At 39.3% G+C, this 26,018-nt stretch carries 15 protein-coding genes and 3 pseudogenes; 12 read left to right on the top strand and 6 right to left on the bottom strand.

Going from position 1 to position 26,018, the window contains the following annotated elements:
- Nucleotides 1-8 precede the first annotated feature (8 nt).
- The 4 genes from MSBRW_RS12425 to MSBRW_RS12410 all read right to left on the bottom strand — a co-directional run bounded on the left by MSBRW_RS12425 (nucleotide 9) and on the right by MSBRW_RS12410 (nucleotide 5,890).
- Nucleotides 9-2,603 carry a HEAT repeat domain-containing protein gene (locus MSBRW_RS12425; protein WP_052305894.1) on the bottom strand — a complete coding sequence of 865 codons (2,595 nt, stop codon included), beginning with the start codon at nucleotides 2,601-2,603 and terminating at the stop codon, nucleotides 9-11.
- A 211-nt stretch (nucleotides 2,604-2,814) separates the two neighbouring features.
- Nucleotides 2,815-3,759 (bottom strand): serine O-acetyltransferase, encoded by a 945-nt coding sequence (gene cysE / locus MSBRW_RS12420; protein WP_011307387.1) that lies wholly within the window; start codon nucleotides 3,757-3,759, stop codon nucleotides 2,815-2,817.
- Nucleotides 3,760-4,018: 259 nt separating this feature from the next.
- On the bottom strand, nucleotides 4,019-4,945 hold the full coding sequence (cysK, locus tag MSBRW_RS12415; RefSeq protein WP_011307388.1) for a cysteine synthase A: 927 nt from the start codon (nucleotides 4,943-4,945) through the stop codon (nucleotides 4,019-4,021).
- A 540-nt stretch (nucleotides 4,946-5,485) separates the two neighbouring features.
- Entirely contained in the window at nucleotides 5,486-5,890 is a 405-nt protein-coding gene (locus MSBRW_RS12410; protein WP_011307389.1) for a transcriptional regulator, read from the bottom strand.
- A gap of 258 nt (nucleotides 5,891-6,148) precedes the next feature.
- Here MSBRW_RS12410 and nifS point away from each other — a divergent pair, with 258 nt between their 5' ends.
- The 10 genes and pseudogenes from nifS (at nucleotide 6,149) to MSBRW_RS12365 (ending at nucleotide 15,717) form a co-directional block, all read left to right on the top strand.
- Nucleotides 6,149-7,363 carry a cysteine desulfurase NifS gene (gene nifS, locus MSBRW_RS12405; protein WP_011307390.1) on the top strand — a complete coding sequence of 405 codons (1,215 nt, stop codon included), beginning with the start codon at nucleotides 6,149-6,151 and terminating at the stop codon, nucleotides 7,361-7,363.
- A 115-nt stretch (nucleotides 7,364-7,478) separates the two neighbouring features.
- Complete coding sequence (gene nifU / locus MSBRW_RS12400; protein WP_011307391.1) at nucleotides 7,479-7,868, top strand: Fe-S cluster assembly scaffold protein NifU; 390 nt, start codon at nucleotides 7,479-7,481, stop codon at nucleotides 7,866-7,868.
- A gap of 46 nt (nucleotides 7,869-7,914) precedes the next feature.
- A pseudogene (locus MSBRW_RS12395) lies at nucleotides 7,915-8,439 on the top strand (quinolinate synthase NadA); the annotation flags it as partial.
- A 278-nt stretch (nucleotides 8,440-8,717) separates the two neighbouring features.
- Nucleotides 8,718-8,855 (top strand): hypothetical protein, encoded by a 138-nt coding sequence (locus tag MSBRW_RS22385; protein WP_155398251.1) that lies wholly within the window; start codon nucleotides 8,718-8,720, stop codon nucleotides 8,853-8,855.
- A gap of 82 nt (nucleotides 8,856-8,937) precedes the next feature.
- Entirely contained in the window at nucleotides 8,938-10,311 is a 1,374-nt protein-coding gene (locus tag MSBRW_RS12390) for an O-acetylhomoserine aminocarboxypropyltransferase/cysteine synthase family protein (protein WP_011307392.1), read from the top strand.
- A 2-nt stretch (nucleotides 10,312-10,313) separates the two neighbouring features.
- Nucleotides 10,314-12,053, top strand: coding sequence for a homoserine O-acetyltransferase MetX (gene metX / locus MSBRW_RS12385; protein ID WP_011307393.1), 1,740 nt, complete (start codon nucleotides 10,314-10,316; stop codon nucleotides 12,051-12,053).
- A gap of 244 nt (nucleotides 12,054-12,297) precedes the next feature.
- Nucleotides 12,298-12,636 (top strand): annotated as a pseudogene (locus MSBRW_RS22380) (ISNCY family transposase); the annotation flags it as partial.
- A gap of 329 nt (nucleotides 12,637-12,965) precedes the next feature.
- The gene (locus MSBRW_RS24080) at nucleotides 12,966-13,244 is read left to right on the top strand and encodes a group II intron maturase-specific domain-containing protein (protein ID WP_329957364.1); all 279 of its coding nucleotides are present in this window, start codon (nucleotides 12,966-12,968) and stop codon (nucleotides 13,242-13,244) included.
- Between the two features lie 1,398 nt (nucleotides 13,245-14,642).
- Entirely contained in the window at nucleotides 14,643-14,954 is a 312-nt protein-coding gene (locus MSBRW_RS12375) for a glutaredoxin family protein (RefSeq protein WP_011307395.1), read from the top strand.
- Between the two features lie 259 nt (nucleotides 14,955-15,213).
- Nucleotides 15,214-15,717 (top strand): ferredoxin-thioredoxin reductase catalytic domain-containing protein, encoded by a 504-nt coding sequence (locus tag MSBRW_RS12365; protein ID WP_011307396.1) that lies wholly within the window; start codon nucleotides 15,214-15,216, stop codon nucleotides 15,715-15,717.
- A 235-nt stretch (nucleotides 15,718-15,952) separates the two neighbouring features.
- On the opposite strand, the pseudogene MSBRW_RS12360 reads toward MSBRW_RS12365, so the two are convergent.
- Nucleotides 15,953-17,019: pseudogene (locus tag MSBRW_RS12360) on the bottom strand (IS5-like element ISMba15 family transposase).
- A 226-nt stretch (nucleotides 17,020-17,245) separates the two neighbouring features.
- The gene (mprF, locus tag MSBRW_RS12350; protein ID WP_011307398.1) at nucleotides 17,246-19,891 is read right to left on the bottom strand and encodes a bifunctional lysylphosphatidylglycerol flippase/synthetase MprF; all 2,646 of its coding nucleotides are present in this window, start codon (nucleotides 19,889-19,891) and stop codon (nucleotides 17,246-17,248) included.
- Between the two features lie 1,119 nt (nucleotides 19,892-21,010).
- On the opposite strand from mprF, the gene MSBRW_RS23000 reads away from it, so the two are divergent.
- Together MSBRW_RS23000 and MSBRW_RS12340 are read left to right on the top strand one after the other, a co-directional pair.
- Nucleotides 21,011-25,369 (top strand): DUF7286 family protein, encoded by a 4,359-nt coding sequence (locus MSBRW_RS23000; RefSeq protein WP_011307399.1) that lies wholly within the window; start codon nucleotides 21,011-21,013, stop codon nucleotides 25,367-25,369.
- Nucleotides 25,366-25,995 carry a sarcinarray family MAST domain-containing protein gene (locus tag MSBRW_RS12340; protein WP_011307400.1) on the top strand — a complete coding sequence of 210 codons (630 nt, stop codon included), beginning with the start codon at nucleotides 25,366-25,368 and terminating at the stop codon, nucleotides 25,993-25,995. The genes MSBRW_RS23000 and MSBRW_RS12340 overlap by 4 nt, the downstream gene beginning before the upstream one ends.
- Nucleotides 25,996-26,018 lie beyond the last annotated feature (23 nt).

Raw genomic sequence — 26,018 nt, 5'->3', positions numbered from 1 at the left:
AACACATTTCAAGTTAACTGCTCAATAATATCTTCTCTGTCTTTCAGTAATAAATATCCTTTAATTCTGTTAGCTAATCTTTTTGGAAGCTCAGACAATTTGCTAATATTCTCTCCTTTTATCCTTTGCAAATCTTTTTTAAGTTCTACGTATGAAATTTCTTGCAAAGGAATTGTTGTTATAAGCTTTCCACCTGTTCCTGAGATCTCAATTCCTGAAGAAATTTCAATTTCTTGTGTTATACCAGGGCTTAAGCTAATCCTTATCTCGTTCATTTCTTGAGAAAGACCATCTACTTTTGTTCCTAATTCTTGAAATCCTTTGCTAATATTTCCAACGACAGGCTCTACTTCAACCACGTTAACTGTAGGTATTAATCCAATAACAGTAGATAGAGTTCTATATTGCTTTGTAAGGTCTTTCTCAAACTTCATGCACTCAATCATATTAAGAATTTCTTTGTTTTTGGTATTGTGAGGAATTTTTGATTTAAGAACTGTAATAAGATTATTTACATACCAACTCATTTCTTCCGGACTGCCGATTTCCCATTTTTGGATTTCTTTGTTAACAGTGCATGCAATTTCTTTGTTAGCAGTTCCTTGAGATAACTGACATGCAGTTTCTGCTTTTTCCTTGATCTCTTCAATAAGCTCTTTTAGATTTCTATCTAGAATGGGCAGCCCTTTTCTCAGAATTTCTGTCGCGAACGGTGCTTTTTCATTAGTGCATTTCATTATTTCCGCAGCATGCTCGCAGTATTTCCTATAGAAATTAATCTCACTTTTCATCCTAGGCAAATCTATAGTTCCCATACTCTGAACTTCTTTTAATGCTTCTGCGAGGTTTTCAACAGCTTCAAGAAGCTGTTTTTTGCTTTCTGAGCCTAGAATTGCAGATTTAGTTTCTGCCAAATATCTATCTACTTCTTCTTTAGCTTCCTGTTTTTTAAAAATTATTGAATGGAATGAGCGATAAAAAGGAAGGCAAAATTGAGCAGGATTATCCCAACCATATGATTCCTTTGCTGCAGTTTCGAAAAATTCTATTGCCTTTTCCAGCTCTTTTTTGTAATCTTCATCTGTTTCTGCCTGGGAAGCCATAAATATTAAAATTCTTCCAAGAGAATGATTTGAGAAGGTTCTTACATCACCGTCTTCATCATTAGTCAGTCTATGTAAGTCATTCCATGCCTGTTGTTTATCTGGCAATTGAGGAAAAGCAGAACCAAGAGAAGAAGCGGCACTAGACCTCACACCACTGTCTTCATCATTAGTCAGTCTATGTAAGTCATTCCATGCCTGTTGTTGATCTGGAACTTGAGAATATGCAGAGCCAAGAGCTTCGGCAGCAATATATCTTACACTACAGTCTTCATCATTGGTCAGTCTATGTAAATCATCCCATGCCTGTTGTTTATCTGGCACTTGTGAGAACGCAGAACAAAGAATTTCGGCAGTACTATATCTCACATCACTATTTTCATCATTAATCAGTCTATGTAAATCATTCCATGCCTGTTGTTTATCTGGCACCTGAGGAAACGCAGAACCAAGGGCTTCGGCAACATAACTTATCACTTCACTGTCTTCATCATTAGTCAGTCTAAGTAAGTTAAACCATGCCTTTTGTTTATCTGGCACTTGTGAGAACGCAGAATCAAGAGCACAGACAGCCCAAGACCTAGCAGAACTGTCTTCATGATTAGTCAGTTTATATAAATCATTCCATGCCTTTTGTTTATCTAGCATGTCAAAAGACACAGAACAAAGAGCTTCGCCAGCACTAGACCTCACATCACTGTCTTCATCATTCATCAGTCTAAGTAAATCATTCCATGCCTGTTGCTTATCTGGCACATGAGAGAACGCACGACCAATAGCAGCAGTAACCCAAGATCGCACATACCTGCTTTCATCATTGGTTAGTTTATGTAAATCATTCCATGCCCGTTGTTTATCTGGCACATGAGAAAACGCAAAACCAATCGCAGTGACAGCACTATATCTTAGAAAAATGTCTCCATCATTGGTCAGTCTATGTAAATCATCCGAAGCTTGTTGTTTATCTGATACATGAGAAAACGCAAAACCAAGAGCGTGAACAGCATTAGACTTTACAAGAATGTCCTCATCATTGGTCAGTCTATGTAAGTCATCCGAAGCTTGTTGTTTATCTGGCACTTGTGAGAACGCAAAACCAAGAGCGTGGGCAACCCAAGACCTCGCAAGAGTATCTTTTTCTTTAGTCAGTCTAAGTAAGTCATTCCAAGACTGTTGTTTATCTGGTACTTGAGAAAACGCAGAACCAAGAGCAGAGGCAGCCCTATACCTCACAGACTCATCTTCATCATTCATTAGTCTAATTAAATCATTCCATACTTTTTGTTTATCTGGTACTTGAGAAAACGCAGAACCAAGAGCAGAGGCAGCCCTATATCTCAAAGATTTGTCTTCATCATTAGTCAGTCTAATTAAATCATTCCATGCCTGCTGTTTATCTGGCATGGAAGAGAAAAAAATCTTTAATTCCTCTAACGCATGTATGCGTTCTTCTGGATCATCGCTTAGACATTGATTGTGAATTTTCTCCTGGTCGACCAACTGCCAAACACCGTAAAATCATATTAAGTAGGTGTTTAAAAATTTTCCTTTTTAGTTTTCGAAAATAGAGAGCATAGATCATTTTGCTTCAATCCAGGCATGAGTTCAGTCTATCTCCTTTAGATTACTTGATGAGCTTTCCTCTAAGTCCTGGTCTTGAAAACAAAAAATCCAAAAATGGGTTAAAACAGTTTTCAACAGACGTTTGCCTTTAATGAACGACCTTTTTTTTGTTTTGGTCCCAGCTCCAGGGCTCATCAAGGATATTGACATTAACTTTTTCTACACCTTCCGCACTCAGGACTTTTCGCCGGATCTGTTCCTTAAAATACTCGATCATAGGGCAGGCGCTTGTTGTCAATACAAGGTTTACCTCTACATTTGGTCCGTCGACTACTACTTCCTTTACCAGGCCCAGTTTGACGATATCCATCCCTACTCCTGGGTCGACCACGTCTTTTAGCAGGGAATAAATTTGCTCATCTTTAAGTACTGTTCCTTGTGGAGTTTTTCCATGTCCGGAAACTAACTCTTCATGTGCCTGGAACTTGTCTTCTAGACTGCTCAGCCGGTCAAGTATCTGGCTTATCACAATAAGTCCGGGATCAGGCAGCTTATCATGGTCAAGTTGTCCTGCAGAAACCGAAGGATGTGTCTCTGCAATTCTTGCAGGGACTCCCACAACCGTAGCTCCGGCTGGAACTGACCGGATCACAACTGAACCGGCGCCTATTTTAGCGCCTCTTCCAACAGTAATCGGTCCAAGTACAGATGCTCCTGAACCAATAACCACATCATTTTCAATAGTAGGATGACGCTTTACCTTTTCCAGAGCTGTCCCGCCTAACACAACTCCCATATATATCAGAACGTCATCCCCTACCTCAGCAGTTTCTCCAATCACAACTCCGGAACCATGGTCTATGAAAACTCTCCTTCCAAGCTTTGCCCCTGGATGGATTTCAATACCTGTTAACATCCTTGAGATGTGAGAGAGCAGACGGGCCAGAAAATAAAAGTGTCTCTCCCAGAGCGAATGAGATATCCGGTGTATCCAGATAGCATGAAGGCCCGGATAGCAGCAGATTACCTCAAGTGTAGACCTCGCTGCGGGGTCTTTTTCAAAAACGGTCCTGATATCTTCCTTGATTCCCATTCGAAATCTTCCGGTATTAATTGTCAAATCAATCGGTCAGCCAGCCTCAGACGAATCAGTCAAACAATTGCTGAGAAATCAGTCAACCGTTACTGATAAATCGGTCAAACATTTGCCGGTAAATCAGTCAAACTGTTGCCGGTAAACCAGTCAAAAGTTGCTGATAAATCGGTCAAACATTTGCCGGTAAATCAGTCAAACTGTTGCTGATAAATCGGTCAAACATTTGCTGATAAATTGGTCAAAAGTTGCTGACAAATCAGTCAAAGAGATCAGTGCTCAGATAACGTTCTCCCGTATCTGGCAAGATCACAACAATCGTCTTTCCGTTCATTTCTTCCCTGGCTGCGACCTGCAGTGCAGCATAGGTAGCAGCGCCTGAAGATATGCCTGCAAGGATGCCTTCTTCCTTTGCCAGGCGCCGGGACATGGCAGCGGCGTTGTCTCCGGTTACTCTGATCACTTCATCAACAAGGTCAAGCTGGAGTACATCAGGAATAAAACCTGCACCAATACCCTGGATTTTATGTGGTCCAGGGCTTCCGCCGCTGAGCACAGGAGATTCGGCAGGTTCGACTGCAATAGCCTTAAAAGCAGGTTTCCGTTTTTTGAGGACGCTGGCAACGCCTGTGATAGTTCCGCCTGTTCCCACGCCTGCTACAATGACATCTGCTTTGCCATCAGTATCTCTCCAGATTTCTTCAGCCGTTGTACGTCTGTGAATTTCTGGATTTGCAGGATTCTGGAATTGCTGGGCTATGAAGTAAAGCGAAGGATCGTCAGCAGCCATCTGCTCGGCTTTATTAACTGCTCCTTTCATTCCTTCCGTTCCTGGGGTCAGAACCAGCTCTGCTCCCAGGGCTTTCAGGAGTTTTCTTCGTTCTACCGTCATTGTTTCAGGCATAACCAGTATGAGCTTATAGCCACGGGCAGCGCAGACGCAGGCGAGTCCGATGCCGGTGTTGCCGCTGGTGGCTTCAATAACAGTGGTACCCTTTTTGATTTTCCCTTCAAGTTCGGCTTTTTCAATCATCGCCAGCCCTATTCTGTCCTTCACACTTCCCATAGGATTAAAGGACTCTACTTTAGCTAACACATCCGCATGTAGACCTTCTGTTATGCGGTTTAACCTGACAAGAGGCGTATTACCAATTGTCCAGGTTATGTCGGAATATATTCGCCCCATACTTTTACCGTCTCCTGCAACTTACTTTTTTCAAGTTCCACATATTTTAATTTGATTATAATATATTAATTGGAATATATTAATTAAATCATATTAATTCGGTTATATTATGAGCTGCCAATCATGTATGTTTTTACACTCAAACCTTTTTCAGGCTTTTTTCAGGCCTCATTACAGTTTATCGGATGCCTTTTCAATCAGCCTGAGATTATTTTGAGCAGCCAGCAGTGATGCAATATACAGCAAGATACGGCAACATACAGACAATTCGCAGGAAATTCACAATTGTGAATTAATTTCATGTTAATTAATCTCATGTTAAATATAGTTATCGAGAAGTTCCTTTACTGAAAACCAATACTTACTAAAAAAAAAGAGTCGGTCAGCAGGATGTAAAAACAATGAAGAACTGGTAAAATAATGAAGAACTGGTAAAACATTAAGGCAATTGGAAAAGCAGTAAAAAGACTGAAAATAGTAGAAGGACTAAAAACAATAATAGAGCTATGAAAGCAGTAAATGGATTGATAAAATCCTGCTTTATGCTTCAGATTTTTTATTATCTTCCGCTTTATCTTCCGCTTTATCTTCCGTTTTATCTTCCGTTTTATAATTGGCTTGCTCTTCCTTGGCACATTCACTATTGCACTTATTCTCAATTCCTCTGGCACTTACACAGATCTCACAGATTCTTGCTACAAAGTCGCTGACTTTGTTGTCGATCAGATCCTGAGCAAGCTTTTCGATCAATTCTTTCGTCTCGCCCTGAAACTCAATTCTGTAGCCTCTTTTTCCCGAAATGTACTGAGAAACTGCCGACGGTGCAATCCCCAGCAACTTTGCCGACGCTGCCTGCGACTGTCCTTTTTTTACAAGTTCGATTGCAAGACTGGCCCTTATTGCGGGAACCAGATCCCACACAATCTTCTGACACGGAGTTTCCATAATTACCATCACTTTTTGAGATTTTACACTTGAGAAAGAATATATCCTATGTACATATATATTATTTTCAGTAACAAAAATAATAATAAGATTCCCTGCCGGTCTCAGCAAAAATGTCTCAGCAAGAATGATACTTACAAGAAAACGGCTTGATTTTTAACAATTTACAAAATTTCTAAAATATTTCGGGATTTCTCCTGCATATCTCTAAGTTTTTCCGCAAAATTTTACGATAAAACTTATATAGTCACAATTGTTATGTATATTCACAATTGTGAAGGTGCAAGTGTGACCATTGAAGACAAGACCATTTACATGGACAACTCTGCTACAACGCCTATAAGAAAAGAAGTTGTCGAAGAGATGCTTCCCTACATGACCGAGAATTTCGGAAACCCTTCTTCTATCTATGAAATCGGGAAAATCTCAAAACATGCAATAGACAAAGCAAGAGTAAAGGTTGCCAATGCTCTCGGGGCTGAAGAAAACGAGATCTATTTTACATCCGGAGGCACGGAATCCGATAACTGGGCAATTAAGGGAATTGCCTTTGCAAACCGGAATAAAGGAAAACACATAATCACCTCTTCTATAGAACACCACGCAGTCCTTCATACCTGTGCCTGGCTGGAAGGGCAGGGCTTTGAGGTAACATACCTGCCTGTTGACAAATACGGAATGGTTTCTCCTGAGGAAGTGAAGAAAGCGATTCGAGATGACACCATCCTTATTTCCATAATGCTTGCAAACAACGAAATAGGAACAATCCAGCCTGTAGAAGAAATCGGAAAAATCACTAAAGAGAACCGGATATATTTCCATACGGACGCAGTGCAGGCAATAGGCCATATTCCTATCGATGTCAAAAAAATGAATATTGACCTTCTTTCCCTTTCAGGGCATAAATTCGAAGGCCCAAAGGGCTGTGGAGCCCTCTACATCCGAAAAGGGACAAAAATAGATACCCTTCTGCACGGTGGAGCTCAGGAAAGAAAGCGAAGGGCTGGAACCGAAAATGTCCCTGCTATTGTGGGCCTTGGAAAAGCTATAGAGCTTGCAACAGCCAAAATCGAAGAATCAAATAAAAACCTGCTCGAGCTGAGAGAACACTTTATTAGAGGTCTTCTGAAAATCCCGAAAACTCACCTCAATGGGCATCCTACACAGAGGCTCGCAAATAATGTAAATGTCACATTTGAATACATAGAGGGCGAATCTCTTTTGTTGCTATTGAATGCGAATGGAATTTTTGCATCTACCGGAAGCGCATGTAACTCTTCTTCTCTTGAACCCTCACATGTGCTTACAGCCTGTGGAGTCCCTCACGAAATTGTTCACGGTTCACTCAGACTTAGTCTTGGAAGGACGAATTCCAAAAAAGACGTGGACAGAGTACTTGAGGTTCTGCCTGAGATCGTGCAGAAGCTAAGAAACATGTCTCCACTTACCCCAAAAGAGTACAGGACTATTTAAGAGACAACTGTTTACGATATTGAATAAACTGAAGTCGTTTTAAAAAATTTTGAATATTTTTGAGTAAACGAAAACTGAGAGAACGTGATTGAAAAGCAATATTGGAGGACAGATCATGGATTACAGCCTTAAAGTAATGGACCACTTTTCAAATCCAAGAAACATGGGAAGCATTGAGAACAGTGATGGTGTAGGAGAAGTTGGGAATGCGAAGTGCGGAGATATAATGAAAATCTACCTCAAGGTTGAGGATAATCGGATTGCGGACGTGAAGTTCCAGACCTTCGGATGCGGAGCTGCAATCGCATCAAGCAGTATGGCAACCGAAATGATTAAAGGAAAAACCCTTGAAGAAGCCTGGAAACTTTCAAACAAAGCCGTTGCAGAAGCCCTTGATGGACTTCCCCCAATAAAAATGCACTGTTCAATGCTTGCAGAAGAGGCGATCCATGAAGCAATTAACGATTATCTAAAGAAAAAAGGACTTGAGCCGTGGACAGAATAAGACGGAGGCCGTAAAAGCCGAATCCGATATCTGATGCACATCGTCAAACGTAATAAACGTGGTAAATTCAGTTGAAGGCAGGGAGATTATATTTATTCTGGACAAAAATCTGGGAGCTTTCGTATCACTTCATACTGATAAAAAGATACATCTCTGGCCCGGATTTTGCCATGTTCATGATAACATCAGAGAGGAAAATATACAGAAATTTAAAAAGCTGTATCCTGATACTGAATTTCTTGCACATCCCGAATGCAGAACCAAAGTCCTGAACTTTGCAGACCGGGTTCTAAGCACTTCAGGAATTGTAAAGGAAGTGGGAAGTTCAGACTCCACGGAATTTATAATAGGAACCGAAAGTGAAATTGTTCGAAGCCTGAAAAGGAAATACCCGGATAAGAAGTTCTATCCTGCTTCAGAGAAGGCTTTTTGCTACAATATAAAGAAAATAACTCTCAAGGCTATTCTGAACAGCTTGCAGAATTTAGGATGTGAGATTCATGTCCCGGAAAATATAAAGGTTAAAACCAGAAAAGTCCTGGACAGGATGCTTGAGATTAGCGGATCTTGATGTATGGAAAGAGCAGAAGGAGAAAGGAGAACGGAGAAAGGTAACGGCTTCAGGCTCTTTTTTCTTAACTTTTCAAGAAAATGGTTTTTATAAAAGGTTTTCCGGAACTCTCAAATTTGTGTTTGCAGATAATTAGCAATAATTATTTATACTTTCTTTTATTATTATAAATAATTGTCTGTGTTAATATTTATTATTTAGTAGGTAGTTATTTATAATAGGTTCACGATTGTGAAGATATTCACGCATGTGAACATATACAAGAAGATTGTGAATACATGCAAAAAGAGAATAAGCGTCAGGATGGCAGAGTGGTGATGCTTCCGGCTGCAACCCGGAATTATGTGAGTTCGATTCTCACTCCTGACTTTTCCAAAGATTCAGATAAGTCGATAAAGACGAATAAGGATGAATAAGGACGAATAAAAAAACTCTGAGAAATAGCCTGGCGGGTAGCAAAGAAATTTGGGCTGGAGATAATGCTGGAGATAAGATAAAATGAAGGACAAAAACAGAAATCTAAACGAAAAAGAAGGCAAGGAAAATCGGGGAAGTCAGACAAACGAAAGTCAGACAAAAGAAAGCAGGGAAAAAAAGAAGTCTGAAAGTCTGGGAGTTTCCACTCTTGCCGTACATGCAGGCGCAAAACCTGATCCGGCTACCGGAGCAAGGTCAGTTCCTATTTATCAGACTGCAGCGTATGTATTTAAGGACGCTGAGGAAGCTGCTGATCTATTCGGACTCAGGAAAGAAGGCAATATTTATACCCGCCTTATGAACCCCACAACCGATGTCTTTGAGAAAAGAATAGCTGCTCTTGAAGGAGGCATAGGTGCCCTTGCAGTAGCCTCAGGGATGGCTGCAATTACAACCGCACTTCTCACTTTCACAAGGCCCGGAGACGAGATTATTTCAGGGGATAAGCTTTACGGAGGAACCTACGAGCTTTTCAATTATACTTTCCCCAAGCTCGGAAGAACCGTAAAATTCGTAGATGTCGGTAAGCCTGAAGAATTCAAAAATGCAATCTCGGAAAAAACAAAAGCCATCTATGTGGAATCAATAGGAAATCCCGGGCTTGATATTCCTGATTTTGAAAAACTCGCCGAAATCGCTCATGGTGCAGGAATTCCCTTTGTAGTGGATAATACGGTGTCTCCCCTGATCTTACGACCAATTGACCACGGGGTAGATATAGTCGTATATTCAGCAACAAAATTCATAGGAGGTCATGGGACTTCTATAGGAGGGGTAATTGTTGACTCAGGAAACTTTTACTGGAAACCTGAAAAATTCCCTGAGATTTGCGAGCCTGATCCCGGATACCACGGTCTGAAGTATAAGGAAGCCTTTGGAAAGGCTGCCTTTATTGCAAAAGCAAGGGTGCAGTTCATCAGGGACACTGGGGCATGCATTTCTCCTTTTAATTCATTCCTCTTTACCCTGGGGCTTGAAACTCTGCCTCTCAGAATGAAAAAACATTGTGATAACGCTCTGGAGATTGCAAAATTCCTGGAAAAGCACCCTAAGGTTTCCTGGGTTTCGTATCCTGGGCTTGAATCCCATTGCAGCTATGAGCTTGCGAAGAAATACCTTAAATCAGGGTATGGCGCACTTATAGGCTTTGGAATCAAAGGTGGAGCCAGGGAATGCAAAAAATTTATAGAAGGGCTTGAGATCTTTTCCCACCTTGCAAATATCGGAGATGCAAAAAGTCTTGTAATTCATCCAGCTTCAACCACCCATGAACAGCTATCAAAAGAAGAACAGCTTGCCTGCGGCGTAACTGAGGACTTTATCAGGCTTTCCATAGGAATTGAGGATGCAAAGGACCTTATTTCCGATATTAAGCAGGCACTCTCCGAGGTATGAGTATGGAGATCTCGACCCAGGTTCCTTCCTTCAAAAATCTTTTTTCGGGAAAAAAAGGCCAGAATCTTGGGCTAGTCCGTTCAATGAACTATGAAATTCCTGGAATTTTCAGGCTCGAGAGCGGAAAGACTCTTTCCCATGTCCGGATAGAGTACGAGATGTACGGGAAGATGAACGCGGATAAGAGTAATGTTATCCTGGTCTGCCACGCCCTTACAGGTGATGCTCATGCTGCCGGATTTCATACAGGCGACAAAAAGCCGGGCTGGTGGAACATTGTAATTGGCCCGAATAAGGCATTTGATACGGAAAGATATTGCATCGTCTGTTCAAACATAATTGGAGGCTGTAAAGGTTCTACAGGCCCTTCTTCCATCAACCCTGAAACAGGAAAGCCTTACGGTATTTCTTTTCCTATACTTACTATTGCAGATATGGTAAATGCCCAGAAAAAGCTTGTCGAGCACCTGGGAGTAAAACAGCTTTTTGCAGTTGCAGGCGGCTCAATGGGCGGGATGCAGGTGCTTCAATGGACGGTCAGTTATCCTGAAATGGTTAAAAAAGCAATTGCAATCGCAACAACTGCGTCCACAACCCCTCAGCAAATCGCATTTGGGGCAATCGGTAGAAAAGCGATAACAGATGATCCAAAGTGGAATGGAGGTAACTATTACGGAAAGAAAACTCCTGCACAGGGCCTGGCGCTTGCCCGCATGATAGGCCATATTACATACTTAAGCGATGCTTCGATGCAAAAGAAGTTCGGGAGAGACAAACAGGAGAAAGTAGGCCCGGATATGCCTAAAATCTCTTCCAAAGTCTCTTCAGAAGTCTCTCCAGCAGCCTCTTCAAAAACCTCTTCAGAAACTTCTCCAGAAACCTCTTCAAAAACCTCTTCAAAAACCTCTTCAGAAACCTCTTCAAAAACCTCTTCAAAAACCTCTTCAAAAACCTCTTCAAAAACCTCTTCAGAAACCTCTTCAGAAACCTCTTCAAAAACCTTTTCAGAAACTTTCCCTGACCGCTCCTCACATTTTCAGGTCGAAAGCTACCTGAATCACCAGGGAGATACCTTTACAAAGCGTTTTGATGCCAATTCTTATCTTTATATCACAAAAGCCGTAGATTTTTTTGACCTTTCAAAAAACGGGTCTCTTATAGAGGGTCTTTCCGTAGTTACTGCAAAATATCTTGTGATTTCTATAACCTCAGACTGGCTATATCCTCCCTATCAATCCCAGGAAATCGTGTCTGCACTTACTGCAAACGGGGTTGATGCCAAATACGAAGAAATCAGGTCTCAGTACGGGCATGATGCTTTTTTGCTTGAAGAAGGGCAGCTCAATTACCTTATAAGGGGCTTTCTTTCTCAGATTCTTGTAAGTGATATCATGTATCGGAACTTCTATTCGGTTTCCAGAAACGAAACAATTGAAAACGCTTCAACTCTTATGGTAAAAAAGAAAGTAAACCATCTACCTGTAGTCTCAGAGGATGGAAAACTTGAAGGCATAGTCACTTCCTGGGATATTACAAAAGCCGTTGCCTGCAAAATCACCGAACTGGATGAGATAATTACCCGCGACGTGAAATACGTATTTTCAGGTGATAAAATTGAGACTGCATCCTCGATAATGGAAGATTTCTCGATTTCTGCGCTTCCTGTAATCGATTCTGAAAACCGAGTTATAGGTATGGTTACGAGTGAAAGCATAAGCGCACTTATTGGAAAGTTCAGTTAATTCAGGAAAGTTCAGTTAATTTTGAAGAATCGGAGGATTCAAAATCCAAATTCTTTTGTCCATAACACTGCAATCGTTTTGAAAAGAAAAATTATTTTTTCGACTCTGGATATTAGTTTTTGTGAGTTAGCTTTGCATGTTAGCTTTGTAAGACTCAGTTCCAAAATCTAGTGATAAAAGTAAGTGTAACATCACTGCATAAATTTGTAATTCTGTAATTCTGTAATGATGTTACGGCACAACAATGGTAACTATAAATCTTAATCTTAATCTTAATAACTTTTCGGAACACCCTATTCTCTTAGACCTTTTTGATAGTTTTGACAATGATTATGAATATACTGTAAGCGGAGTTTTTCGTAGAAAAACTCCTCCAGCTTGTCCTATTTGTAATACTCGTATGGTTCATAATGGCTATAATTCATACACCAAACAAGGTCTTGGAGAAATCTGTATTGAGAGATATAAATGCTCAAATTGTGGTAGTACATGCGAAGAAGGTATAGTTTTTGGGCACATCTGAATACTTTACTTTTTGATTCATTCAATAATTTTATACCAGGTACTCAGATACAATGCAGTTGTGCTAAGCTCGTAAGACAATGTGGAGAAGCCTGAAAGTCTAATTTGGATCATCTGCTTGGGTAAAAATGCCATGAAGAAACATATGTTGAACCATTGTACGGGTCGTAAAATTTGGCAAGCGAAATTAGACTGATACGCTTGAACCATACGCTTGAACCAAACGGTATGAAAGCAGGCTGTAATGGTGTTACAGATGTCGTAGAAAATAGACAAACGCTTTCCGGTCTATAGATGGCTTCTAAAGCATTTGCATTATTTGTGACACGGAACTTGGTAAACCCTATAAACCTGGTAAGAAGAAACGTCCCTTAGGTATCCCCACAATGTATTACAGAGCTATGCAGTCTCTATAATGAAGGCGTCGACTTTCTCGGCTGGAATTTCCGCAAGTATAAAGACAAGCTTCTGACCAAGCTTTCCAAGAAGTCAATTGAAAGATTCACTGAAACAATCAGTCAAACCTTAAGGAAAGGAATGGCATGTTCTCAAGAAAATTTAATTTCTAAACTAAATCCCATAATTAGAGGTTGGACTAACTACCACAGTTCAGTGGTTTCTTCTGAAACATTCCAGACACTTGACCATCGAATCTGGGAAATGCTATAGAGGTGGGCTAAAAGAAGACATCCAAATAAATCCAAAAATTGGATTATCAACAAATATTGGAAGCGAAATGCTACACGAAGATGGAACTTCAGAACAGAAAGAAACAGTCTGTTGCTTTTATCCAAAACCAGAATCTGTAGGCATATTCCTTTAAAATTTAGACCCCTTGAAAAATGATTAGTTTTTTAAGGAATATTAAACCTTATTTGCCAAATATAATGTAGTGTCAGCCTTCCCCCAGTTAAGGTACATTCATTAAATGATCTATTTGCTGTTTAAATTACTTAAGTACTTTAATTGGTAAATTAAACGTTGATTTTTCCTTACTTTTAACATTGAATTTTGTATGGATGAAAATGACATCAGATGCCTTATTTATAAATAAATATAAATTGTAAAAGAATAAAGTATTTATTTCAATTTTTTCTTGATTTAAAAGAGTATTATAAATTGTTTATCTAAAAAATTGATTTTTAGAGTGTACCTTAATTGGGGAAACTCTAAATGCATACCTATCATCTAAAATAAGCATTGTATGCCCTTAGTTTTAGTACTGATTTGGAAGGACCCTATTTAAAATTACAGATGAATCCGTTTCTTGACTCTAACTACTTCCATGAACGTCAAAATAAATTAAATTTCCGGAAAGGTCATTCCATTTGAAAGAAAACTGCTGTCTGATACAGAAAAGGTTTTAGAACGCTTGAGCCGGATGTATTGAAAAGTGCACGCCCGGTTCTTAAAAGAGGGAGAGCGAGTAGTTGCTCCCACTTTCCGCAGTAAATTTTCGTAAATTCATATTTTTACTGCTATCGATTTTCAATCAAACGTGGATTTATTGGACCTTTATGTAATAGGTAAAAGCAACTATGTGGCGTATTTAGAGGCAAAAAACGATATCATTCAATTTTCACCAAATACCACTAAAAATCCAAATTATTTGCACTTGTTCAAAAAACGCTATCAAGAAAAATATTGATTTTCAAAAAAATACTGCGGAATGTAGGTTGCTCTTTCTTATTCGACATTTTACTCTATACCCTTATTCTTCTTTTTTGATTAAAGTCTAGAATAATGGTCAATGCTTTTCAATAAAAAACAGAGTTCCTCAGTCACCTTTAACTCTATGTTATTTTAAATCTTTTTGCTGGAACTGTGTTGAACGCTAGGAAAAACACATGAAATTCTTCAAATTTTTTATCTGATTATTTGCTGGCCTTCTTTATTGCTATGTCTAAATTTATATACTTTAGTCCATATTTTCTCATAAGCAATTTATAATATTTGCAGTCTGCCAGGGCTTCAATCTGCTGGCAGACTCCAGATAAAATGCGCTTTCAATGTAAAGTACTCATAGGCATATTACTATAACTTTATCGTGGCCCGGAGGTTAAAAGAATGGATGTATCTACTCTGAATAAAGAAAAAGGAGATCACATTTCTGGAATTGATAGGGGTAAGGTTGTAATGTATGGGCTTAGCACCTGTGTATGGTGTAAAAGGACCAAAAAACTGCTTACCGATCTTGGTGTGGACTTCGATTTTATATACGTGGATAGGCTTGAAGGAAAAGAAGAAAACCAGGCTGTTGAGGAAGTAAGGCACTTCAATCCTTCAACTTCTTTCCCGACAACTGTTATAAATGGGGAAAAAGCGATCGTGGGTTTTAAAGAAAAAGAAATCCGTGAAGCCCTTGGATTTCAAGGATAAATTAGACTAAAAGAAACAATTTTTGATAAAACTTTTTTGAACAAGTTTTTTGATAAAACTTTTTTTGAAAAAGTTTTCGGTAAAGCTTTTTTTGAACAAGTTTTTGATAAAACTTTTTTGAAAAAGTTTTTTGATAAAAATTTTTTTGAAAAAGTTTTCTATAAAATTTTTTTGAAAAAGTTTTTGATAAAATTTTGTTTAAGGAGGAATTGGGCTGAAAGAAGAGGAAGCCGCTGAAGAAGGCATCACCGATGAATTGGTGGACAAAGTCTATAAGCGCTTGAATAATCAGGTCGAAAAGTCGGGATATCATCTCAACCCTGATATTGAGTTCACAAAGGATCTTGTACGGGGGTTGCTTGCGAATGAACAGCGGTATGGCTATTGGTCCTGTCCATGCCGACTTTCTGCTAACAATCTGGAAGAGGACTTGGATATTGTCTGTCCCTGCTACTATAGAGACCCCGACCTGAACGATTACGGGGCCTGTTACTGTGCACTTTATGTTTCGGATGAAGTTATCCGGGGAGAAAGAAGTGTAGAATCGATTCCTGAAAGGCGTCCTCCGAAAGAACAGAGGGACGCTGAAAGAGCCGAAGAAAAGAAAAGAGCAGAGGTGATAGAGAGTATGGAATTTACAGGGAAACTTTCAAAACCTGTGTGGAGATGTAAGGTTTGCGGATATCTCTGTGCCATGGACGAACCGCCTGGCATCTGCCCTATCTGTAAAGCGAAAAAGGAAAGATTTGAACGATTTATGTAAGTTTTTTCATATAGTTTCCTTTTTTTCAATGAGCTGATCCCAGAGCTCAAAATTACTTCTCTGAATCTATGATTTAGAATAACCAATCGATTATCTGATTATGAATCTAATTTTGGAATTTTGCTAATTTTGGAATTTTGCTAATTTGAGAGTAAAAATTGGTTTTGGGACGGGTTCATTAATTAGTCATTACAAACGTGCCCTTTCTATACTAAATAGTCCCCTCTTAATTTCTTCATTCAGAGAAGGCTTGCAATTCCTTCCTTTCATTAATACCGTAATTTACAGGTTGCCCCTACTAAAAGTACAGCTAAAGAACAGTATTTTTGGACAGAACTCCTTGTATATCTGTGTAAATTCTCCATAGAGTATGCTTTCTTCGCTATTTTGAATACATCTTCTATAATTGACCTTACAAATCTGAGTTCTTTCCATTTGCTTATTAACTCTTTAAACTTTGCAATTATTTCTTTGTAGAATTTAATTTCTTTTTCAGTATTTCTTCTTAAATCAAATATTTTCAGAGGATATCTAAACATATTGAAAAGTTTCTTAAAATTACAGTTTTTCCTTGGAAAAATTAAAGGTACTACCTTAAAATTTCTTACAGATATAACGTAGTTTTCATAGGAATAGTATCCTCTATCAGCATAGATAACGTCACCTGCTTTTATTATTCTCTTTCTTTTAAGTTCTTTAAGTATTTCAGGATAAATTTTAGGTTCTGCTACATTTGCTTCATTAATCAGAAACGCTAAAGGTTTTAATGTTTGAGAATCAAGTGCAAGAGTAAGTTTCATACCAATGAAGAAACCTCTATGGGTTGAATGGTCCCACTTGTATTCTTTGTTTTTTAGGCTTTCTTTGGTAATCTTTTTAGCGTGCCAGTTCAGGTTAAGGTTTATGTCAGTACTATCAATAATAATGTCTCTTGATCCATTTTTTTCTCTTAGGGCATAAATCATTCAATATTTCAAAAACAAAAGCAGTAAACTCTTGGGGTTCATACTTACTAAGAATGCCATAAACTTCCTTTTCAGTTGGTACTAAACTGATTTTTAAAAAGTTTCTCAAGCTTTCTCTTTCTTTTAATTCCTTTATAGAATAAGAGATTTCACAAGAAAAAAACATGCTTAGAAGAACAATTTTTATAGTAGGTACTGATCTGTGGAGGGGCACAATGCCCCTCCTTGTAAGAGTTTGCTTACAGAATCTCAAATCAAAAACATTTAATATTTCGGACAACAATTGCCATTTGAAATCTTCATTTAGTGGTATAAGTGGAGGTTTCGTAATAATCACCAGAGAAGGATTGAAAATCCTTCTCAATAAAATTTACGATTTTTTATGACATTAATTAAAATTCAGACGAAAAATTGAATGTACTTTTTTGAGGGGAACTACTAATAACCTTAATTAATGGAACAAATAAGTAATAACCTCTAGTTTGAGAGTGAGTTTAAGAGGACCCTAGTGATAAAGTAACCAAAAAATATTCAGTCATTCAGTCATTCAACCGGTAGAAAACTCAGGTGAGTTCTTCGGATGGCTTTTCAGGTAGTTGATTTCCTCTACGGCTTGCTGGTCGTTTATTTTCTTTTGAGAAAATCCCTTTTACTCCTCCTGAAATCAGGGCTGCAATATCTTTTAAGACAAAGCCCTGTTTAAACCCATTAGGAAGAGTGATATATTTCGGGCTCCAGATGGGATTGAACTTTTCTTTAAAATCCCGCAGTCCCTTATAATTATAAAAGTGTTCTCCATGGGTAAAGATTAAAGACCCGATTTTATGCCACATAGGAGCGAATTGCCGGGTTTCAAGCCCTGAAAGTGGAGCCATTCCGAGTGAAAAGCGCCTGTACCCTTTTTCTTTTCCCCAGAGCATGAGTTTGACAAAAAGATATTCCATCGTCCTGTCAGGAGCATCGGGACTGTGGCGCATGAGGTCAACACTAATTTCTTCATTATCCGCGCCTGTCCAGATGTTTGCAAAAGCAACGATTTCGGATTCGTTCCTGACAAGGGCAATCGGGAAATTGCTCAGATATTTCTCGTTAAAGTAGCCAATTGAGAATCGCTTTTCTTTTCCTGCTTTTAACTTGAGCCAGGCATCCGAGATCTTTTTGAGCTCAGGCATAAGGCTCTGAACCTCTTCTTTAGAGACAATTTCAAACCAGTATCCTTTTTTCTCCACATTCCTTACGGTATAACGGAAATCTTTGCCTGTACTTCCTTCCAGGGTAAAAGCCTCTAGGGAAACTTTTGCCTCTTCCCCTATTTTTATCAGGGTCAGGCCGAGGTCAAGATAAACCGGAATATATTTTTCGCTCACCTCATAGAAAGCAGCCCTCCCCTGGTGCAGCTTGCTCATTTCATAAAAGTCCCAGATCAGCTCTTTTGCCTGATTACTGGTTCCAACGATATCTCCCATTGCAACCCAGGTCTTTCCGGAAACTCCATACATCAAAAAAGCCTTTTTTTCATCATCAAAAAGCAGATATTTGTCTCCTGTAAACACCAGGTTTCCAGCCGTTTCCTCACTCTGGTTAATAATTCTTTTTGCAAGCTCCATTTCCTCTGCTCCTGGCATGTGAATGTCCCTGGAAAAAGGGCTCAGGATTTTTGCCATCCCGAGAACAAGAAGCAGAATAAAAGCTCCGACTGTAGCCCTTAAAAAGCTGGAAGCCTGGGAATTGATCCCGAACTGCCACCAGAGTTCGTTTGAATATTTCACGTTATGGTATGAAAAAAATCCAAGCCATGCGAAGCTTACGAAGACCAGGGTTATTGCAATTACATTACTCCTGCTAAAAGACTGATGCATAAGCGAGGATTTTCTGTAAAAATATTTCCTGCAGGGAAGCAAAAAGAAAAACAGGGTAAAAAGAATCGCAGCTTCATGGTAATCAAAGTTTTTCAAGAGGGCAAATATCCCACCCATCAAGAGTACGGAAAGAGAAAGAATATAGGCTCCGTCAATTCTTTTCCAGAGGCCGTTTGCCAGGAGTAGGAGCAATACCCCCATAATGCTTCCAAAAAGCCTTGAGACTTCGATTAAGGGAAGAGGAATAAGGTAATTAAGGTCATGCAGGTACCTTGGATCTGAAGGCAGGGCTCCAGAAAAGAGAAGGGAAACTCCTCCAAGGAAAACAAGAATCGAAAAGATCCGAGGTGTTAGTTCGGATAGGCTTGAATACGTGGCTTTCTCAATTTTCCTCAGGAATTTGTCTCTCTCTTGATATTCATAGAACATAAGGGCCAGCAGTCCAATAAGGAAGGGAACGAAATAGTAAATTGTCCTGAAAAGGAGAAGCGGTTTAATTATATCGACCGTACCGAAATACGGTTCCAGCATAAACAGCATAAGAGTTTCAAAAACCCCGAGCCCGCCCGGGACAGTACTTATTAGCCCTATAATCTGCGCCAGTGCAAAGAACACAAGGACATGAAGCAGGGTAAGATGTGGATTTGAAGGTAAAAGGAAATAGATAATACTTCCCGAAAGCAGGTAATCCACTGATGATAAGACAAGCTGCAAGAACGCTATTTTCGGTTCAGGGACCCTGATCTGGTACCCTTTTGCCTTGAAATTCAACGTCCTGAACGAGAAAAAGAAATAAACAGCAACACTTAGCAGTAAAAGAATTCCAACAAGGTTTAACGGGACAGGAATCTCGGGCACGTAATCTGACAGTTTCACAGGATAGAATGTGAAGAGCAAGCCTCCGACAAAGCAAAACCCGACCCAGAAGGTGAGTATGCAGAAAATTATAATTTCCCAGATCTGGCGTAGGTTCAGCCCGTTTCTTGAGTACAACCTGTATCTCAGGGAACTTCCTGTCAGGGCATTAAAACCAACACTATAACTTATGGACGTGCTGATAAAAGAGGCCCTGGCAGTCTGCTTATAGGGCAGAGGGTGATTAATATGACGAACTGCCAGGTAATCATAACCTGTTAAAGCCAGATAACTCAAGAAAGTTAAAAAGAACGCAAGCTCTATATGGCTCAATGGAATGCTGGTAATACTTCTGAGTACATACATTGAGTGCAAATGATGTATCTGTCTATCCAGGGTCCACAAAGCCAGGGAAAATATAACCACTGGCAGAAGGTAGCCTGCAAACCTCTCTATTCTAAGGGTCTTTTCCCGCATACTTCCTTTGTCTGTCATTGAGATCAGCGTTTTTTCACTTAACTTTTTTCTCACTTAATTCTTTCTTAATTTCTAACTTGACTTTTTCTTAATTTTCCACTTAATTCTTTCATAATTTCTAACTAAACTCTTTTAAAATTTCTCATTTAACTCTTTATTAATTTCTTATTTAAATCTTTTTAACTTTTTTACATAAAGCATTTTAATCGCTTGGAATATATTTTTAATTTCGTGTTCTAACAGACAAAGTAATTTCCTTAAAATATATATCGTCTCTAATCCCAGGAAAATTCTCAAAATATTTGTTTTGAGTTAGATGATATATTAAATTGACTGTCGCAGAAGAGTCAAAACAAAAGTAAAGGAAAAGTAAAAGGAGCAGTAAATTATTAACAACTAATTAACAGCACTGGAAAGCTAAGAACAAAAATAAGATTACTGTTTCCATATAATTCCAGTTTTCTTTATCTTACCTTATTTAGTTTCTTTTATTATTGGTTCTTCAATTTTGATTTATTTTTTACCTATTCATTTTGATATTTTTAACTTATTCCTACGTATATGTTCATTTTTAGTTAAGTTATCTCTAATTTGACAGTTTAATTTTTATGTTGACGAAATGTTTTCATATTTGATAGGAATGAAGAAGTAATATCATTGTCAACAAATTTTTGACCCATTTTTTGTGATTCTATTTGGTAGATGATGCTCTTTCTCTTGATGGTCATTTTCTTGATTTTTGATCAAATTATTGGTATTGAATTTGACGGATTGTATGTACAACAAGCAAAATATCCTCTATGGTATAAAAGATTATATGCCAAAAAAACTAAATTGAAAAAAATTTTTACATAGCGATTTTTTATAAATTGTTAAATTGAAAACACGGCAAATTGAATGTAATTTTTATGAAATTTTTATAGGCTGTCAAATGGTTTTTGACGAAAAAAAATGAGATCTTATACTACATGGAATTTATACTGTCAAATTAAGGTTATACTCAATTTATTGTTCTTGACAAAGTATTTTTCCGCTTAGAAGTAAAGTATTTATTGTGTGAACTCTTTAATATTTTTTACACATAGTTGGTTTATTCGTTGATTTATTTTTACATTCCTGTTTTTGGAGATAGGGTTGATGGTCGGGAAATTATCTAACGATTTTTCATCTTTCATTGAAGATAGCTGTGCCTATATACCCTATACCGTGATCGGAATTTTCATTTTGCTTGCTGCAACTTTTACTTCAGTATATCTTCTAAAAATAGATAACGAAGTCGCTGAAACCATTTATACGACCGAGAATAGTGATCCCAGGCAGGATGCCATCAATCTTGCCTCGTTCGACCTTGCTCGCTGCCTCAATTATGCAGGAATGGAAGCTCTTGAATGGCAGGGAGAACATCCTGTAATCCTGCCTGAAGGCAATGCAGTTAGCAGGTTTTCTGAAGATGATTTTATGGTAATCTCAAAAAACCAGAACCTTGAAAGAGAGGACACACTTCAGATTTCTATAAATCTGCCTTCAGATATCTGGGGCAAGATCGAAGCTTTCTGGAAAAACCGGGATATTCTACTGATTGTCAATGACTCTTCAGGCCGAGAAATCAAGAATGTGAACTACGGCCAGGCAACCGGCTTTTTTCAGAAAGTTTCACTCGAGGAAGCCGTGAAAATTCCAGATTCAGCAGCCTCGGGATATGCCTCAATTGAACTTTATTACGGAGACGAACTCAAAGCCTCTGACTGGTTCGTGATTGAAGTAAGCCCGATAAAAGATATCACAGCAGACGCTTTTAACACGCTGCTTTCTACAAACTACCAGGGAAACAGCCACACTTTCAGGGAATACGCAATTAATGTTGAACCTGATATAGAACCCGAACAGATAAAAATAAGAAAAGTAACCGGAACTCTGCAGCGTGAAATCTCACCTGCTGGCGTTTCATCTGCTGGCGTTTCATCTGCTGGCGTTTCATCTGCTGGCGTTTCATCTGCTGGCGTTTCATCTACTGACAAAAATTACACTATTTATTATGTTTTTGAAATTCCTGCCCTGAACTATACTCTTGTTAACCTTGAATCCGGAGAAAGTTTCAATAGCAGTATGAATCTTTCCACACTGATCACGTCAAGGGAACCTCTTCTCGAAGAGCTTGTCAGGGAGTACGAAACAGAGCTTGGAAACACTTCGAGGCTTGACTCGACATCGAATCTTGTGCTTGGAGCAACAAACCTGAGGACTTTTATCTACGGTCCCTGGCAGCATTATGCAAACGGCCCTCTCAATATCCTGACCAACCCTGCCCTTTCAAGCTCGATCAATGGGGCTACACTTTATACCCAGAAGAGGATTTTTGATTCGGTTGACCCTCTGGCCCTTACCTACACAAGCTACTATAATGGAAAAGTTCTCTACGAAGACACTTTCAATTCCAGAAGCGAGAAAACAGATTTGAGCCTGAACTCCAGTTTGAACTCCAGTCTGAACTCTGTCGGGCTTAATAGCTCTACTAGTCTTAACACCTCAGTTTCGGCTTACGAAGCGGATAAAGGCGTAAACCTGACAACGACTTACGATTCGCTTGCCCAGAATAAATCCTTCTCTCTAGATATTGAAAAAAGTATCGATGAATCCCTTAAAGTGACAAATACCTCTTTTGAAGATCTCTCCGAAAGTTCGAAAATCGAACTTTCAGCCTCCGATTATACCGGCGGAGTTCTTGACGGCTGGGTCTTCAACGACCATGTGTGGAAAAAGGAAAATCCTGATCTCATCCATTCGGTCACGGACAGCGTTTATACCGCATCGGTTCAGGGACATATCCTGAGAGACGGCTTTGATTCTCCGGACCCGACGAACTCTATAATCACTGCAAATTTTGACCCGGAATCAGTTTCGTTCAGCAGGCAAACCATTAGCTGGGATTCAAGATATTATGCATCCGGAACACACAGGGGGTCTCTTGTGCCGTCTTATTCCTGGAGCTATCCAACCCAAATTTCTTACTTCGAATCCTTAAACCCTTCAATTGACCCTCCTAAAGGAGATGTAACCAGCTGGTCGGTCACATCGGCGTCTGTCAGCCTGATATCAGTTGATATAACCGATGTGAACATTGAACCTCATTTCTCCTATGTAAGTAACGATACTCTTATGGTCGAAAACCGAAGCGAAGGCTACCTGGATAAGGAAGACCATATTTTTGACTGGAGAATAAGGTACGATATATCCTACAAAATAAGGACAAATTGGAAAATAGACTACAATTACGATTATACCTACAGATGGAAAACCAGGGAAAAGCTACCTGACGGAAATTATACAACTGTGACGCATTCTGATACGTCAAGCGACTCGAATTCACAAGCTGTAGGCAAAAACAATATTGTATCACTTTCCCATGCCGAAACCGAATCTGAAAACCTAACAATAATCTACCACAGATGTCCTCCAGCAGGCGGCTATTCCGGTTTGTTGACTTATTCTGATCCTGTAGAGCGGGAATACCGGGAAACAACCTTCTATTTGAACAACACAGGCAGTATAGGCAGTGCTGAAAATGTAGATAACGGTACAGATAATGGCATCGACAACAGCATAGACAATGGTACAGACAACAGCAAAGACAACAGCAAAAACAGCAGCATAGACAACAGCACAACTAAAACCGAAAGGTTTGACTCATGCTGCTCCGATGCTGCCGACAAATACAGGGATGCGTATGTGGATTTAAGGACAATAGAAAGCATGTTCTGGGCCTATCCTGATGGAAAATATCTGCCCAAACATGCTGTTAATTGTAATATCCCACCCTGGTTGCACCGAATTATGGCAGAAGAAGTGCTGGTAATGCTGGATTCGGTCGAAAAAGACAATCCATCCTTCAATTATTCTCTTCTTGATTCTCCTGGTCAGAACCCAACAGTCCTTCAGGTAGAAACTGCTGAAAAACTTATTATGGAACTGGAAAAAGACCGGGAAGCTTACGTAAATAAAGAACAGTACCTCACGTCGTCAGGAGCAATGTACGCTTCAAGTGACTCGGCCCGGTACATTGCAAAAAGTGAAGCGTACAGCAAGCTGCTTGAAGATATCGACCAGAAAAACCGTAAACTGGATTCTGACCTTAACTCCTACGTCCTCAAGGCCCTTGAGAAAAAAGGCCTTGATACCGGTCTGCTTGACAGCGTGACCTCGGGCTCTATGACTCTTTTTAACAATCCCGCAATCGAGAGGGCTGCTTCGGCTCTGGGGAAGGACATGGGTATAATCTCAACAATGACCGTCACCGGCCAGCCGGAAAGCAAATACAACTGGACAGAAAATCTGACCCTGATCGTTGACCAGAAACCGAACTATCTATACCATGATCCTGATTTTGACCTGAGAGAGGAATACGAATGGGCTGACACCATGAACGGAAAAACGATTTATCCCCTGGGTGTCTGGAACACCTGCATTTTCACAACCGGCATTTCCGAGGAAATTGGAGATATTATCGCTTCAAGCGATGATTACGTAAAAACTGAAATGGCACATCAAATCAGCCAGAGTATTTCCAACCTGAACGCAGAAGTTTTCCTGCTTGAACAGAGCCTCAGCGAGCAGAATATTTCGCTGGATACAACTCGTCTTGACATAGAAGTTTACAACCTGAAACACATGTATGCGCAGGAAATGAGATCTCAGATTCTTGAAAATGTAGTTCAAGAGGTTAGCTCAAACCCTGTTATTTCCGACTGCATAGAGGATAGTCGAATCAGTGAAGTCACGACAACTTACCTTAATGGGCTTTCGGACAATGAAATTCTCGAAAAATCTACAACGGATGAACTGGCAGTTGAACTTGCTTCTATAATGAAAGCGGAAATTCGAAATTCAAACCCGCCTGTTGAACCTGATGAACTTGAAGCTATTCTAAATAGAGTAGATACTGACATCAAAATCGGTGTTGCAAATGGGATCTGCGCAGTTACAGTAAACAAAGGTGAAGTTATTGATACCGGTTTTGGAAGAATCGATAGTGAGCTGAAAAATCTGGCAAATGAAACTGCTGACAGGTATTCTGGTGAAATTGTAGATAAAGTTTCAAAAAAATTGGATCGGACGATGGCAGCTGTTCCATGCGGGTTGCCGGTATTGCCGCCGCACTGGATTTTTACGGTTAATGTGTGGACTTATGAAATTGTGGGAAAATATCAGGTATTTACTGTTATTGATAACGATAACGAGGTAATTCCTGAACCTTATTTCGGGCATAAGGGGCAGAGGTATGTCAGAACTGAAGAACATATCAATCATCCATCAAGAAAAAATGAGGATGGAAGTAGTATATGGATTGGAAGAAATAAACAAATGATTTTTCATTTCAATGGCTACTCAGCTACTATTGTTGGTCCTAGTCCGAAAGGTGTTGGAGATAAAACAGGTGGTTCCATTGAAACATCAGCAGGATACGATAATCTGATTTCAGAATTAGGTGCAGAAATATGAGAGTAAAACTGATTCTAATTGGAGCATTTTGTATAGTTTTATTAACAGGAAACGTAGCTGCAGATAGTCCATATGGCAAAATGGATGTATATTACAATAATAAACTTCTTCCAGGTACTGAAGTTGCAAAGCCGGTTCTAAAGATTGGAGAACCTTTTACTGTCGGTATAAACCTTACCGTTTCTCAAAAGTCAGAGGTGTCTGTAGAGTTAAGTGAAATCGGAGAAGGTTATTTTGAAATTATAAATGGTTCAACTTCAAAAACGAATGTATATCGGGCTGATGTAATGGAAGAAAACTCCAGTATTCTCTATCAATGGACAATTAAGCCTACTGAAAAGTGGGCTGGAGGCTCTATGCCAATTGACATTGTTTATCAGATAAACGATTTTAAAACAGGAGATATTTTGGTAAACAGTGGCTTTACAGTTGCCTACTGCACAATCTCCAACGAACACTACAAAGGCGAAACTCCTACTTCTGAGCAACCTGCATCCGAAAATCAACCAATTTCTGGGCAGCCAGCTTCTGAAAATTCATCTCCATCAGCATCTGCACCAGCTTTCAGTTTAATAACTGCGATTTCGGCACTTGTGCTTGTATTCCTCAGATTGTCTCGACAGTAAGTGAACTTGAAGCTATTCTGAAC

Origin of the sequence: Methanosarcina barkeri str. Wiesmoor (assembly GCF_000969985.1) — an archaeon.
GTDB lineage: Archaea > Halobacteriota > Methanosarcinia > Methanosarcinales > Methanosarcinaceae > Methanosarcina > Methanosarcina barkeri_B.
Note: the sequence above shows the minus strand (reverse complement) of the source record. Positions and strands in the feature narration are given on the sequence as shown.

Excerpts from the sequence above, each read along its gene's own strand:
- MSBRW_RS12375 (WP_011307395.1), top strand. The coding sequence starts at position 14,643 with ATGGATGTATCTACTCTGAATAAAGAAAAAGGAGATCACATTTCTGGA.
- cysK (WP_011307388.1), bottom strand. The coding sequence starts at position 4,945 with ATGGGGCGAATATATTCCGACATAACCTGGACAATTGGTAATACGCCT.
- MSBRW_RS22385 (WP_155398251.1), top strand. The coding sequence starts at position 8,718 with ATGCAAAAAGAGAATAAGCGTCAGGATGGCAGAGTGGTGATGCTTCCG.
- mprF (WP_011307398.1), bottom strand. The coding sequence starts at position 19,891 with ATGACAGACAAAGGAAGTATGCGGGAAAAGACCCTTAGAATAGAGAGG.
- nifU (WP_011307391.1), top strand. The coding sequence starts at position 7,479 with ATGGATTACAGCCTTAAAGTAATGGACCACTTTTCAAATCCAAGAAAC.
- MSBRW_RS12410 (WP_011307389.1), bottom strand. The coding sequence starts at position 5,890 with ATGGAAACTCCGTGTCAGAAGATTGTGTGGGATCTGGTTCCCGCAATA.
- cysE (WP_011307387.1), bottom strand. The coding sequence starts at position 3,759 with ATGGGAATCAAGGAAGATATCAGGACCGTTTTTGAAAAAGACCCCGCA.
- MSBRW_RS23000 (WP_011307399.1), top strand. The coding sequence starts at position 21,011 with ATGGTCGGGAAATTATCTAACGATTTTTCATCTTTCATTGAAGATAGC.
- MSBRW_RS12390 (WP_011307392.1), top strand. The coding sequence starts at position 8,938 with ATGAAGGACAAAAACAGAAATCTAAACGAAAAAGAAGGCAAGGAAAAT.
- nifS (WP_011307390.1), top strand. The coding sequence starts at position 6,149 with ATGTATATTCACAATTGTGAAGGTGCAAGTGTGACCATTGAAGACAAG.
- MSBRW_RS12340 (WP_011307400.1), top strand. The coding sequence starts at position 25,366 with ATGAGAGTAAAACTGATTCTAATTGGAGCATTTTGTATAGTTTTATTA.
- metX (WP_011307393.1), top strand. The coding sequence starts at position 10,314 with ATGGAGATCTCGACCCAGGTTCCTTCCTTCAAAAATCTTTTTTCGGGA.